Raw genomic sequence first — 13,446 nt, forward strand, 5'->3', positions numbered from 1 at the left:
AGAGGCTGCACCATCTCAATTTAGAATTGCACGTGCGACGCACCGGCGGATCCGATCAGCTTTCGACACTCATGCCAGGTGATTTGTCCAACCCTTGAACAAAGCCAAAGCGCCGGTGGTCAGCTGGTCGCGCATTCACGGATGTGGCGGTGGTTTACACGTTGCCACCTCCAGCCAACGAACCCGATTTGCAGTTCGGTTATAAAATCATGCCCTTGAACCAAGAAAAGCCCGCTTTGCGCGGGCCACTCTAACAATAGTCTTGGGAAATAAGCGGGAAGTTAACCCACGCCTCAGGCCGCCTGGGTCAGACGCGCCTTTTCCATTGCCTGCTTGATCTGATCACCCAGTGCAATCGGATCGAAAGGTTTGCTGATCACATCTGCCGCACCAATCGCCAATAGCTCGTCAATCTCGGCATGCTGTGCACGGGCGGTCATAAAGATAGCCGGCACATCCGCGAACTCCGGCTTCTCGCGCATCTTTTCCAATGTCTGGCGACCGGTCATTCCGGGCATCATCATATCCAGCAGGATCACATCGGGTGTATAATTCTCGACATAAGCAAGGGCGATTTCGCCTGTCTCACACTGCACTACGTCATATTCACCCGACAGGCTTAGCGCCATCTCAGCGATTTCGCGGATATCCGCGTCATCTTCTACGTGCAAAAGTTTGATCATTCGAGGGTCTCCTGATTATGCTATGCGCTTGACGTCGTCTTCATCAATTGCCCTAAGATTTGGCACAGCCTTCGGCAGATTGAAGTAGAAGGTGGTGCCAGACCCCTCTTCCGTATCAAAGCCGATGGTCCCGCCAAGATTTTCTACAATAGCTTTACAAATGCTTAACCCCAGACCGGTACCACCCTTGGTAGCGCGATCGGAGTTGGTCATATCCGCAAAGCGATCAAATATTTTGCCCTGCTCGGCCAGGGGGATCCCCTGCCCTTCATCCGTCACAGAAATGCGGACCTGCTCACCAAGGTCTGAAATATCCAAAACGATACGACCGTTGGGAGGCGAGAATTTATAGGCATTCGACATCAGGTTGGTCAGAACCTGAATAAACCGGTTTGGATCGGTCTTGAACAGGACCGGTTCGTCGGCACCGTTCAGCGTGACATTGACACCAAACCGCTGCTGCAACATGGCATTCGCGTTGTTCGCTTCTTCCAACAGGTCGACCAGATCGACTTCTTTAATGTCAAAATCCATTTGACCGTTGGAAATTTTATCCAGATCCAGAATGTCATTGATAATCAGGATCAACCGGTCTGCGTTGCGATGAGCGATTTCTAACAAAGCTTGCGCCTTGTCGGGCAGTTCACCGGCAGAACGGGACAACAACAGCCCCATCGCACCCTTGATGGACGTCAATGGGGAACGCAACTCGTGGCTGACTGTAGAGATAAACGCCGACTTGCGCTTCTCCTGCTCCAAACGATGCGAGACATCGTTAAACACAATCAGATAGCGTCCGGACCCACGGCTGTCGGGCAAAAACTTGATGCTGACATACATCGGCGTGCCCATCAGGCTTGATTCGAACTGGGTCAGCATTTCACCGTCATTGCGCAACGCGCGACAGGCTTGCAACACACCTTCAACTTCATGCGCGCGGCTGAACTCGGCAAGAGTTTCGTCCAGATATTCGTCATGCGACAACAACATCCGTTTCTTTGCGGAGCTGTTCATATAGCTGAACTTTTCAGTCTCCGCATCGATGATCCAGATATCGTCGCGCAGTTCATTCAGGGTTTGGGCTGAATGACGTTCGGCCAGTACTGTGCTGGTTTCGGTCACATCTGTGCGCGCGGAAATCGAGCCCGTCCAGTTTCCGTCATTGTCAAACAGCGGTATCACTGTGGCCTGGGTTACAAGGATACTGCCATCCTTGCGCCGTAGCTGGGTTTGGCCCTGCCAAGGGATGCCGCGTTCCAGATTGGTGTGGATCATATCGGCCAAAGCCACAGATGATGGATCATACAAAACTTTGACACTTTTTCCGACGATCTCTTCGCGTGTATATCCGCTAAGCTCCAGCAAGTGATCATTTACTTCGGTAAGCCGGCCGTTGTTATCAACGACGTTGATGCCCGCATGCTTGTTCATCGCATCGAGCTGCTTGAGGATTAATGACTGCGCATTGCCCGACTTTTCCGCGGAAGTATCACGGCGCAAGAATGCAGGGATACCCGCCGCCAGGGCAATCGCCCCTGCCGCGGGCACGATATTACCAGCGAGTCCGGAAAGCATTATCGAAGAGGCTCCGTACCATCCTGCGGCCAATCCACAACCAATGAATGCAGCCTTCGTGGTGTCGCTTTTCAGTTTAACCGATGGCACGGTCTTACCCTCGTCTTTCCAGCCGGTGCGCTACAGAGATCCTGTCCAGCACGACAATTCAATTCAATTCTCGGGTAATGTGAATGGTAAAGGCGGCATTAATATGGCGAGCATACCACATTTGCACATTTCTTCATCGCCACCCTCAAGACGCCAATGCCTGACACCGGTTAACTTCGGCCGCAACTGTCGCAAGGTCGGTCCGGCCTTTTATCATATTGGCGACCAATCTCGGATCGTTTTCGCGCTCGGCGTCGGCGGACAGGGCAATGATCTGCACATCCGGTTGAGCTCTCAAAATATCCTCTAACAATTGATCTGCATCACCGTCAGGCAGCCCCCAATCAAGGATCACCACATCCACAGGGTCGGTCCCGATAAATTGTCGCGCAGAGGCAATGGATTTAACGTGCGAAACCTCAGCAAAATCATCCAGCGCTTCAGCAACAATTTCAGCAAAGTCGTGGTCATCTTCGACATGCAATACGGAGAGCTTGCCGTTGGCGTTGGCATCACGGGTGTGGTGAACCTGCGGCTCAGATTTCAGCACGTTTTCGGTGAGAGGCATTGTGAACCAGAAAACAGTGACGCCGTTCGCGATACTTTCGTACCCGATCTGCCCGCCGTGACGCAGAACGATCTGGCGCGAAATGTTCAAGCCCAGCCCGGTGCCGCCTTTGGCACGTGTGTCCGAACTGTCCGCCTGCGAAAACGCTTTGAATATCCGGCTCTTAAAGCTTTCCGGCACGCCTTGGCCGGTATTCTGAATATAGATAATCGCCATGTCATCAAGCCGCTCTGCCTTGATCAGAACTTCGCTGTTCGGGTCCGAATACTTGCAAGCGTTGGAAATCAAATTGGCGAGAACCTGTTTGGTGCGTCCCATATCGGCATGCACGCTCAGCGTATCTTCGGGCATATCCACGCGCAGCGAACTTTCGTGCGTGGTGGCAAAAGGTGCCATTTCCAGCGCAGCATTCTCAATGACTTCTGCCAGATCCAGTTCATCAAATTCGAATGAAATCTCACCGGAAGAAATTTTCTCGAGGTCGAGAATATCGTTAACGATGTCTGTCAACCTGCCGGCGTTTGACTCTGCAATTTCAATCAGTCGTTCCTGACCGCTGGTCAGATTGCTGCCTTTGGACGCCGTCAAAAGCCCCAGCGCACCCTTGATCGACGTAAGCGGCGTGCGCAATTCGTGGCTCACCGTCGACACAAATTCGTTCTTTACCAGATCCAGCTTTTTCTGATCCGTAATATCAATAATCTGGGCAATGAAAAAGTTGCTGCGGGCGTTCCTGTCAAAGCTCCATGAAACGTTCACCAACCCCCAACGTTCCTCGTCCGTGCTGCCCAGAATGCGATGTTCTGCGGTGTAGATGGATGAACTCCCATCCTCCATCATCTGCGCAATTGTCCGGTAAAGTACTTTGCGATCTTCGTCCGGCATCAACTCTGCAAGGTCCACGCCGTTAACCAATTCGCTTTCTTCGCGTCCCGTCAGTTGGCAAAAGGCTTTGTTCACACCGGTGAATTTACCGCTGTCGTTCATCAAAGCCATGCCAATCGGTGCACTTGCCAGAACCTGCCGGAATTGCCGTTCGCTTGCTTCCAGCGCAATTCTGTCCCGACGCAAATCGGTCACATCTGTCTGCGTACCGATAAGGCGCAGCGCCTTGCCGTCTTTGTCACGTTCAACAACCACTGCGTCCGAACGCATCCAACGCCAGTTTCCATCGAGAGATTTCAACCGGTATTCGGCAGTGGATCGTTCTGTCAGACCGTCGATACACTGCTGGTCCGCATCCTTGAGCAATATCAGGTCGTCCGGATGAACCCGTTCCAGAAAATTCTGCTGGGTGTCCATACCATTGCAGTCCCCGTCAAAGCCCATAAGGCGACACCAGGTTTCGGAAACATCCGACATGCCTGTATTGAGATCCACATCGAACACCCCGATTTCCGACCCTTGCAATGCCATATCATTTAGCGATTTATGGCGTTTTAACTCCCGCTCGGCTTTGTTCTGGTCGGTAAGATCGCGAATAATGGCCGTCGTTCGTTGTTCACCCTCGCTGGTGCGCCACTTATTGCAATGCAGGTCCAACTCAAGAACCTGACCGGTTTTGGTTTTTCCGACTGCGTTATGACTACCTTCAGGATCAGCAATTTCAGTGACCAATGCATCAAACGACTTGTCGTTCATTTCGGCATCCGTGAAGCCAAAGCATTTACGTGCCGCCTGATTGGCAACCAGCACCGTACCGTTGGCATCAAGTACCAATACAGAGATCACCGCATTTTCGACGATCGAACGGTTTTCTTCGGCGCGCGCTTCGGCCTGACGGGCGCTTTGGCGTGCGGTGTCGCGCAAACGTTCCGCGCGTTCCTGTATATGGCGCAGCACCAGCAAAAGGAACGCTGTCAGCGCCAGCCCCTCAATAAGAAAGGTGAGCGGTTGATAAGATTTGACCAACGTATCAAATCTGTCGGTACTGTTAAAAGTCAGCATCCAGGTTCGACCGAAGTGATGCATTTCACGGGTCAGCGAAAATTTGCCCCGTTCGCTTATGTCTGGCAAACCGTCAAAAATCGGCACGTTGCCTTGCACAGTGGAAACATCGGACGCTTGCAGCGCATACAGCTGACCCTGGCTCAGGGTCAGCCCCTGTAGCAGGTTGTCAGCCACAAACGGGGCGTTCACCCACCCCTTGAAAACTGCGGGCGCGCCTGTTCCATTAGCTTTCGAAAATATCGGCATGTAGGTCACAAAACCCGGTCGCGTCTTGTCCTCCTGCACCAACTGTACGGGCGGCGTCATCTGGACCTGGTTGGTCTCGCGCCCTCGTGTCAGAACCTCGGCGCGCTCAGTTGAAAAACTCAGGTCCAGACCAACAGCCTTTGCGTTTGAATTTTCTCCGACAGGTTCGATATATTTGATAATCGTATGCAGATCGCGGTCTGACCTGCGACGGATCTCGAAATCCGGACGCCCTGCCGCCCGCTGGGCGCTGACAAACGCGTCCAGTTCGGCATCTGGAACTTCGACAACATAACCAAGTCCCATAAGGCTGGGCAGGCGCGTCTCGATCTCAAGGGCGTCGACATAGTTTTTGAAATCAGTCAGGGTCACATCGTCAGAGGCCGAGATATAGGCCGCTGTGCCCCGCACGGTTTGCAGATTCCCTTTCATCCGCTCGCTCAGCGCCTCGGCGCTTTCGTCGACCAGACGCTGGAATTCCTGTTCTGCCAGTTCTGTGTTGTTCTGGATATTTACAAAACAAACAATGCCCGTCAGCGCCAAGCCTACAACGACGAGTAAAATCTCCAACCGTGAAGCCACTGCACACTCACAATCTTAACATTTGGTAACGGCGCTTGATTTATAGGCGTTTAGCCACCCAAAACGCTGGTCTTCTATCTTGAGTTGATATGCGGATTAGAGGACTCTAGCAACAAGAAAGAACTATTCTTCCGCTGCATGTAAGGACCGTGGCGGTATTGCACATGCTGAACACTCTGCGTGCATGCGCTGCGAACCGCTCTCCTACCGCGCGAGCTTCACGCGTTTGCTATTCGCCCCCTGGCCGGGCGAAGCACCCAACAGTCAAAAGGGTTCAGCGTTTCGGCGCGCGCGGGCCTTTATCCATCCACTGGCCAAAGTGTTTCAGCCTTTTGGTGAAACCTTTGATAGTGCCGGGATCAATTACACTGAAGTTTTAATGCAGCTCCGGGCCAACCCACGTAATCGACCCCCAAAATGCAACCTAATGGCGATGAGGTTCTTCGTCCAATGACCCATGGATTGCGAATTGATCCAGCCCCGCGTCGCGCGGTTCGATCATGCGAAAGCTCTCTTTTACACCTGCTTCGGTCAGTTCCCGTGCCACGGTCAGCAGCGTATTGGGTTCCTGATCGTCGCACAGCTCAACCATATGGCGCAGCTCGTCTTGCGCCACTTGCGCCGCGGCCTCGACCGAAGGGGCACCATACATCTGAACGAAATGCTCAGCGAGGGCGGTGCTCAGCATTTCGAATTCGGCGGGCTCAATCTGGGTCACGGCAACAAACGTCACACGACCGAATGTTTCAACGCCAAGCCAACCGTTCGAGAATGCCTGCCGCGCCTTGCCACTTAGATCAGCCTGCGACCAATTGGAGAACTCAAACCCCCCAGCGATACACCATTCACCGGTGCGCGCAGGTTTGTGAAAAACATTCATGTCGCTTTCGTCAAAATGGATCGCACGTGCGAGCATCATTTTATGAGCCCTCCAATACATCAGTTAACGGGATCAGGCGCGTGGTATCCTCGCGGCGCAAGAGCATCCCGAATTTTTCATCTACGCCTAAGAAGGTGCCGGTTTCCCCGAAAATTTCAACGTCTTCGCCAATCCCATGGGCGATCCCACGCCATTCTTTATGCAAGGGTGCGACGCCTTCGTCTTGCCATGTGTTGATGCCAACCAGCGTGTGTTTGACCCAGGATTCCAGCAAGTCCACCGCATCCACTTCGGCGCAACCTTCGGCATAAAGTGCTGTTTGATCAGGTGTTTCGCCGGGCGCATCGCTGGTCGGCCAAAGGGGCAGTTCCAAGCCGATCACAAGCCAGTCCGGCTCTGCCGCAGGATCGCGCCCGGACGCCGCAACGCGCAAACGTCCGCAGGATGCCGCGTTAATCCGTAACCCTCCAGCCCAATCCAGATGTACCGCGACTTCCGGCGGGGCCAAAGCGCCCAATGCGTTCTGAAACCCGACGCCACACAGGGGCATCATCGCCATGGCATCCGCCAACACAACATCAGGCGCAAAAACCAACGCGGCCTGCAAAGTATTGGCACCAAGATTGTAAACCACCAATCCGGCATCACAGCCCCGCGCCGCCTCGACACAGGCCTTATCGAACGGATCGATCTGCCCCTCGACGGCAAGCCCGCTGAACAATGGTGGAAAGCTGGGTGCGGTCATGCCTTGCCCATCTCGATCAGGGATTTGGCGACGGTACGAAACGCTTGCGCCTGCACGCTATCGGGTTTGGAAACCACAATCGGTGCCCCCCCATCCGCCGCCATCCGTATGTCCAGATGCAGGGGGATTTCAGCCAGCAAAGGCACGCCCAACTTTTCCGCCTCCGACTTCACGCCGCCGTGGCCGAACACGTGTTCTTCGTGTCCGCATTGCGAACAGATATGGGTGCTCATATTCTCGATCATCCCGATGATTGGCGTGCCCATCTGGTTGAACATGTCGATCCCCTTGCGGGCGTCCAGCAACGCCACATCTTGCGGCGTCGACACAATGATTGCCCCGTCCAGCTGCGCCTTTTGGGCCAGCGTCATTTGCACATCGCCGGTGCCCGGCGGCAGATCGACGATCAGCACATCCAGCGCACCCCATTGCACCTGCGTCAACATCTGCTGCAAGGCGCCCATCAACATGGGCCCCCGCCAGACCACAGCCTGATCATCGTTCGTCATCAACCCGATCGACATCATCGTTACGCCATAGTTGCGCAGCGGCAAAATCAGTTTGCCATCAGGGCTTTGCGGGCGACCGGATACGCCAAGCATCCGCGGCTGCGACGGGCCGTAAACATCCGCATCCAACATGCCGACACGCCATCCCTCGGCTGCCAAGGCACAAGCGAGATTTGCCGCAACGGTGGATTTTCCCACGCCACCCTTGCCGGAGGCAATGGCGATGATACGGTCCACGCCGGGCAGTTTTTCCGGCCCTGCGGGTTCGGCCTTGCGGCCCGCTTTCAAATCCGGTGGGGGTGTCGGTTTGCTATGCGCCGTCATCACGATCGACACCGACGCGGCACCCAAGGCCGCTAACGCCGCCTCGGCTTCGGCTTTGGCTGGCATGAAGGGTTCGGGGCTGTCGACCTCCATCACGAAACGCACGCTGGTGCCGTCCACGTTCAATGCGCGGACCAATCCGGCCTCTACCAGATCCACGCCCGAAGGTGCTTTGATTTCTTTCAGACAGGCAAGGACATCTTCACGGGTCAGGGACATTCAGGAACCTTCAATCTTGCCGATGACGACGTGTTCCAGATCAACGCCATCAATGGTCAGCACCATTTTGGCCTCATAGGTTTTGCCAGACGTATCCCCCGCCTTGCGCATCGCTTCTTCGATCGCTTGTTGGGACGTCACGCCGACCTGTTTGAGAAATTTGCGCATCGACATGTTGAAGTCTTCGCTCATGGCATAGCCCCTTGAATTATCTGAAATGTTGACGCTGCGACCCTAACGCTCTTAGGCTGGGGCGCAAGATTGGAGCGGATGGAATGTTGAAACAAATCGCCGTGATGGCCGGTCTGCTTGCCAGCCCTGTTTCCGCTCAGGACAAGGCGTTTACCCTGCAAGCACCCGCATCCCTGTCCGAAACGGGGTTTCTCAAACATCTGCTGCCACGTTTTTCGCTGAAAACCGGCATCCGTATCACGCCCGTCACAGGGACCGCTGATGCCGCTTTTGGCACGACCGGAACGCCGGTTTTCAAAGCGGGTGAAACGCTTTGGCATTTGTCGGGCACCGGGGGCGATGCCGTTGATACCTTTGAGGCATGGTTGCTGTCTGACATCGGCAAACGCACCATCGAAGCATTTGCACCGCAAGGCACGCCGCTGTTCAGCGCACAACTGAGCGACGCCACGACCGTGGAGCCCGCGGCAATTACGGGCGACGCCGCCCTTGGCGAAGCGGTCAGTTTGAAACGCTGCGGGCGGTGTCATGTGGTCAACGACACCAACCGGATGAAGGCCATCGGGTCGACACCGTCCTTCGCGCTGATGCGCGGCTTTCCCGACTGGCAGGAACGGTTCGAAACCTTTTTTCTGCGCAAACCCCATCCCGCGTTTACGCAGGTCGCCGAGGTGACGGAGGATTTTGCCGACAATCTGCCCTCGCCCATCGCCCCAATCGAGGTAACCTTGGAAGAGATCGCCGCGATTGTCGGATTTGTCGCCCTGATCAGCCCTGCCGATCTTGGTGCTCCGCTTCAATCTCAATGATCCTTGCGCTTCGAGAAATAATCGTCAGAGGTGCGCACTTGCGGGCGTTCGCCCCCCTGAAACGGGTTGTTCGTTGAATGGAACTGCGCCTGAACGCGACAATTGTCGCACATCTGGATCATCTTCGCGGCCTGAGAGGTTGCGAACATCGCATGTTTGCCCGCCAGCTTTTCGGTGATCTTCTCAACCGTTGATTTCACGCCAAACAGCCCACCGCATTCAATACAAGCGAAAGGTTCTTCCTCGTGCAACACCCGCTGGGTAAAGGCCGCATCGCTCAGGTCCATTTGCGGTTTCAGCGTGATGGCATTTTCGGGGCAAATATTACTGCACAAACCACATTGCAAACAGGCGTCTTCCTGAAAACGCAGTTGCGGCATATCAGGGTTGTCGCCCAAGGCGCCCGAAGGGCACAGCGACACGCAAGACAGGCATAAGGTGCAGGCATCTGTATCCACCAGAACGGCCCCATAGGGCGCATGTTCCGGCAGGTCGATAACACCCGCATCAGGCTGCAACGCCTTGGCCGCCAGCCGGGTCACCTGGCGGCGTGATCCGACAGGCAGGATCGGCGCGATGCGCGCAGGCGCATCTAAATCTGTGTAAAGCAACGCACATAACGCGTCAGGGTCGGCAGGCTGCAAAAGCCGGATGATGTCACCGCCAGACAGGGCTTTAGCCAGTTCTGTCTGCGCTTCAATCACATCCAGTTCAGCCCGGGGTGAAATCAGAATGTCCACCCTTTCAAACCCGCAACCAAACGCCGCAAGCATTTCGGCGTGGCCAAAACCCGACAACGCATCAACTTCCAGCGGGATGACATCTGCGGGCAACCCACGGCCAAAACGTGCGGCCAATGCAATCATTTCGACCCCGAAAATCGCATCATGGACCAACAGGCGGGCACCTTGCCCCCCCGACTTGCGGTAGGTCGACGCAAGCGTGGAAAGCCGGCGAAACAACGTCTCTACAGGCGGTGCGTCATAGGTGATCGCACCTGAGGGGCACACCGCCGAACAGGAACCACAGCCGGCGCAAATCATCGGGTCAATCGCCACATGTTCCCCTGCCGACGTGATGGCACCGGTCGGACAAACATTCAGGCAATTGGAACAGGCGGGTTGTTCTGCGCGGCTATGTGCGCAGATCGTGGGTTCAAGCCGCACATAAAGCGGTTTCTCGAATGTACCGACCATCTGGGATGCGCTAAGAACTGCGGCGGCAACTGACGGCGGATGGCTGGGGTCGGCGCGCAGATAGCCCTCGCGTTTTTCCGGAGCCGGGAACATTGCGATGCCGCCGGACAGGTCTAGAATTATATCACATTCCGACACTGCGCCGCCTTGTGGCGCGGTCAGTTGAAACGCGCCGCGTCCGCCAAGGACCACCTGCTGCAGCGCGTCAAATTTTACAGTAAACCCGCCCAAGGCACCAGCCGCACTGCGCACCGAACCGATCACGCAATCAAACCGCCGATCCGTGGGCACAAGATCAGCGTCGCCCAGCAAAACAGTCACCGCCAGCGTCTCGCATAGATCAGCTGCCGCTTTTAACGCGGCCTCGCCACCGATGATCAGACAAGTGCCTTCGGAAATCACATCAACAGACCGGCCCGTTTGCACCGACATTGCCGCTTCTGCCGCCAATGCCGCCATCTTGGGCGTGGCATTCCCTTCGCCCCAGCCCGCACGATCACGCAGGTCGACGAACCCTGGCACTTCGACCGCTAATTCTTCTGCAAGCTCTTCAAATCTTTGACGTTCTTGTTGGCAGGCAAGGATTACATCCCCCTGCGCAAGTTCCTGTGCCGCGTGATCAATCTGGTCCCCGCAAAGGTTGGAATACACCTTTGAGCAAGCCAGACCGGCCCCTTGTGAAATGGCATCCGCATCCAGGGCCTGAGACCCGAGACAATCACATAAAATCAGTTTCTTTGCCACGTCAAAGCCCCTCTCGATGCGGACCGAAACAGCCGCGCGCCCGTCAGGCTAGTCGTGATTCGCACCACTCGTAAACCGTGTTTCTTCAAGATGTTGCACCGATCCGACAATGCTGCGACTGCATCATAAAAAATTTGCGCGAACCGCTTTTTGCAGAAAGTCGCGTTACAGCGCCCTATCAGGTCCATAAGCCGTCCAATTCGCCGAAATCGGTTTTTTCTGCGCCGCAAAAGGCCCGCCTCGTTTCCTTTTACGGGAAAAAATTACTTTGCCTTTGCCTCCCGGTAAGCCAAACTTGCAGTATGCCAAAGAATACACTGGAGGTCTGTTGACCAAAAGCCCGCGAAAATCTGTTTCGATGCCATTGGGGATCGTGATCCGTAAGGTACCCGGCGTGACGCGCTGGGTTTCACACGTTTGGCAGGCCGTTGCCGTCTTGCCCGGTGCGGGCAATGCCGCGTGGAAAGAACTGCGCCGTGACGGCGAAACCGTCGAGTATCACGCCGCGACCCTGCCGCTCGAACTTTTTCGCACCGACACCGAAGCCTATTTGCACGGGCTATCCGCCAAGGTTCCAGCAATCTATGTGGTCATGCGTGAAACCGGCGGGGCACATCCGCTTGAGTTGGTTCTCGCTACGGCTTCCCCTTACGAGGCGCAGGATTACGCCGACACGGGCGAGGAACTGGTCGAAAAAGTGCCGATGCCCGAAGGGCTGATTGCGTGGATACGTGATTTTGTCGAGCTGCATCACGAGGATGAGGTGTTCATCAAACGCCGCCGTGACAAATCCCGTGTGGACAAACAGGAAGACGGTATCGGCGACGCCCGTATCCGCCAGACATCCGACGTTTACCGTGCGCCTTCAAGCAAGGAGATCGTGCATTGAGCGGCCGTGTTGATTTCTGGGCAAGGCGCAAAGCCGGCGTGCAGGCCGAAGAACAGGCCGCGCAAGCCGCTTTGGAACAGCAAGCCGTGCAAGAACAGCAGGCTGCTTTGGATGAAAAATCCGATGCGGAAATTTTGGCCGACCTCAATTTACCCGATCCCGATCTGCTTACGGCGGGGGATGATTTTTCGGCCTTCATGGCCAAAGCCGTCCCCGACCGGATCCGCCGGCGTGCCTTGCGCGTGCTTTGGCGGTCAAATCCGGTTTTGGCGAATGTCGATTCACTGGTTGATTACGGCGAGGATTTCACCGATTCCGCAATGGTCGTGGAGAACATGCAAACCGCCTATCAGGTTGGTAAAGGCATGTTGAAACACATAGAGGAAATGACCCGACAGGCCGAAGAGCGTGAAAATCCGCCAGAGGTGATTGAAGAAGATCCAGAAGAAGACGCAGTGTTGGCCGACACCGCCATAGACGTCGAAGAACCTGTTGCGTATGTCGAAACTCAGCAGGCCGAGGCGGACGAACCGGTGATCGCCCCCAGCCCGCGCCGGATGAAATTCACAATCGAGGAGAGCGCCGCGTGAACGCCGCCGAAGACATCAAAATCCCATCCGAGGACCGTTTGCGCGCTGATCTGTATAACTTCATCGGGCTGATGCTGTCGGGACCACCCGGACAGATGCTACTTGATCAATGCGCGGCCCTGTCAGGCGATGACAGCGACCTCGGCAAAGCCATCGGCAGTTTGTCGCGGGTTGCGCGCGTTTCCAAACCCAAAAAGGTCGAAAGCGAATTCAACGCTTTGTTTGTCGGCTTGGGGCGCGGTGAATTGCTGCCTTACGCCAGCTATTATCTGACCGGTTTCCTTAACGAAAAACCGCTCGCGACCCTGCGCACCGATATGTCGACACGCGGGATGACCCGATCGCCCAATGTCTATGAACCAGAAGACAACATCGCGTCTTTGATGGAAATGATGGGCGGGATGATCGTGGGTCGCTTTACCACGCCGGCCGATCTGGCCGACCAGAAAGTGTTCTTTAACCGCCATATCGCGCCTTGGGCCGGACATTTCTTTTCCGATCTCGAAGCCGCGAAAAACTCGGTTCTTTACGCGTCGATTGGCAGCGTCGGGCGGGCGTTCATGGAGATCGAGCGCGAAGCATTCAGAATGACAGCGGCCTGATCGGGGCCGCGTTTAACCGGCGGGGATGCCCGCCACCACAAGGGAGGGAGACA

General features: G+C 55.5%; 12 protein-coding genes. 4 read left to right on the forward strand and 8 right to left on the reverse strand.

Annotation, left to right across the window (positions count from 1 at the left end; all coding sequences use genetic code 11):
* Positions 1-293: 293 nt before the first annotated feature.
* From Z947_RS0101625 to Z947_RS0101655, 7 genes are all read right to left on the reverse strand, one after another.
* A complete protein-coding gene (locus Z947_RS0101625) occupies positions 294-683 on the reverse strand; it encodes a response regulator (protein WP_025042566.1) in 390 nt (129 codons plus the stop codon).
* Between the two features lie 15 nt (positions 684-698).
* Positions 699-2,258 (reverse strand): PAS domain-containing sensor histidine kinase, encoded by a 1,560-nt coding sequence (locus tag Z947_RS0101630; RefSeq protein ID WP_081781093.1) that lies wholly within the window; start codon positions 2,256-2,258, stop codon positions 699-701.
* A gap of 235 nt (positions 2,259-2,493) precedes the next feature.
* Complete coding sequence (locus Z947_RS0101635; protein ID WP_025042568.1) at positions 2,494-5,694, reverse strand: CHASE domain-containing protein; 3,201 nt, start codon at positions 5,692-5,694, stop codon at positions 2,494-2,496.
* Positions 5,695-6,118: 424 nt separating this feature from the next.
* A complete protein-coding gene (locus Z947_RS0101640; RefSeq protein WP_025042569.1) occupies positions 6,119-6,613 on the reverse strand; it encodes a DUF6505 family protein in 495 nt (164 codons plus the stop codon).
* A 1-nt stretch (position 6,614) separates the two neighbouring features.
* Positions 6,615-7,319, reverse strand: coding sequence for a biotin/lipoate--protein ligase family protein (locus Z947_RS0101645; protein WP_025042570.1), 705 nt, complete (start codon positions 7,317-7,319; stop codon positions 6,615-6,617).
* Positions 7,316-8,371, reverse strand: a complete 1,056-nt coding sequence (locus Z947_RS0101650; RefSeq protein ID WP_025042571.1) for an Mrp/NBP35 family ATP-binding protein — start codon at positions 8,369-8,371, stop codon at positions 7,316-7,318. Before Z947_RS0101650 ends, Z947_RS0101645 begins: the two co-directional genes overlap by 4 nt.
* Complete coding sequence (locus Z947_RS0101655) at positions 8,372-8,563, reverse strand: DUF6494 family protein (RefSeq protein ID WP_025042572.1); 192 nt, start codon at positions 8,561-8,563, stop codon at positions 8,372-8,374.
* A gap of 83 nt (positions 8,564-8,646) precedes the next feature.
* Between Z947_RS0101655 and Z947_RS0101660 the strand changes: the two genes are divergently transcribed.
* On the forward strand, positions 8,647-9,372 hold the full coding sequence (locus tag Z947_RS0101660; protein WP_025042573.1) for a hypothetical protein: 726 nt from the start codon (positions 8,647-8,649) through the stop codon (positions 9,370-9,372).
* Here the strand turns inward: Z947_RS0101660 and Z947_RS0101665 are convergent.
* Entirely contained in the window at positions 9,366-11,312 is a 1,947-nt protein-coding gene (locus Z947_RS0101665; protein WP_025042574.1) for a 4Fe-4S binding protein, read from the reverse strand. The two genes, Z947_RS0101660 and Z947_RS0101665, sit on opposite strands and share 7 nt — an antisense overlap.
* A 358-nt stretch (positions 11,313-11,670) precedes the next feature.
* Between Z947_RS0101665 and Z947_RS0101670 the strand changes: the two genes are divergently transcribed.
* Genes Z947_RS0101670 through Z947_RS0101680 form a run of 3 tightly spaced genes read left to right on the forward strand, consistent with a single transcriptional unit; the run spans position 11,671 to position 13,393 of the window.
* Positions 11,671-12,201, forward strand: coding sequence for a DUF3305 domain-containing protein (locus tag Z947_RS0101670; RefSeq protein ID WP_037938551.1), 531 nt, complete (start codon positions 11,671-11,673; stop codon positions 12,199-12,201).
* Entirely contained in the window at positions 12,198-12,791 is a 594-nt protein-coding gene (locus Z947_RS0101675) for a DUF3306 domain-containing protein (protein ID WP_025042576.1), read from the forward strand. The genes Z947_RS0101670 and Z947_RS0101675 overlap by 4 nt, the downstream gene beginning before the upstream one ends.
* Positions 12,788-13,393, forward strand: coding sequence for a TorD/DmsD family molecular chaperone (locus Z947_RS0101680; RefSeq protein ID WP_025042577.1), 606 nt, complete (start codon positions 12,788-12,790; stop codon positions 13,391-13,393). Before Z947_RS0101675 ends, Z947_RS0101680 begins: the two co-directional genes overlap by 4 nt.
* The last annotated feature ends 53 nt before the right edge of the window (positions 13,394-13,446 follow it).

Source organism: Sulfitobacter geojensis, assembly GCF_000622325.1.
In the GTDB taxonomy this organism is placed as follows: domain Bacteria; phylum Pseudomonadota; class Alphaproteobacteria; order Rhodobacterales; family Rhodobacteraceae; genus Sulfitobacter; species Sulfitobacter geojensis.

Bases quoted from the DNA above. Each gene is read 5' to 3' on its own strand.
- Z947_RS0101650 (WP_025042571.1), bottom strand. From the start codon at position 8,371: ATGTCCCTGACCCGTGAAGATGTCCTTGCCTGTCTGAAAGAAATCAAA.
- Z947_RS0101645 (WP_025042570.1), bottom strand. From the start codon at position 7,319: ATGACCGCACCCAGCTTTCCACCATTGTTCAGCGGGCTTGCCGTCGAG.
- Z947_RS0101640 (WP_025042569.1), bottom strand. From the start codon at position 6,613: ATGATGCTCGCACGTGCGATCCATTTTGACGAAAGCGACATGAATGTT.
- Z947_RS0101670 (WP_037938551.1), top strand. From the start codon at position 11,671: ATGCCATTGGGGATCGTGATCCGTAAGGTACCCGGCGTGACGCGCTGG.
- Z947_RS0101655 (WP_025042572.1), bottom strand. From the start codon at position 8,563: ATGAGCGAAGACTTCAACATGTCGATGCGCAAATTTCTCAAACAGGTC.
- Z947_RS0101660 (WP_025042573.1), top strand. From the start codon at position 8,647: ATGTTGAAACAAATCGCCGTGATGGCCGGTCTGCTTGCCAGCCCTGTT.
- Z947_RS0101630 (WP_081781093.1), bottom strand. From the start codon at position 2,258: ATGCTTTCCGGACTCGCTGGTAATATCGTGCCCGCGGCAGGGGCGATT.
- Z947_RS0101625 (WP_025042566.1), bottom strand. From the start codon at position 683: ATGATCAAACTTTTGCACGTAGAAGATGACGCGGATATCCGCGAAATC.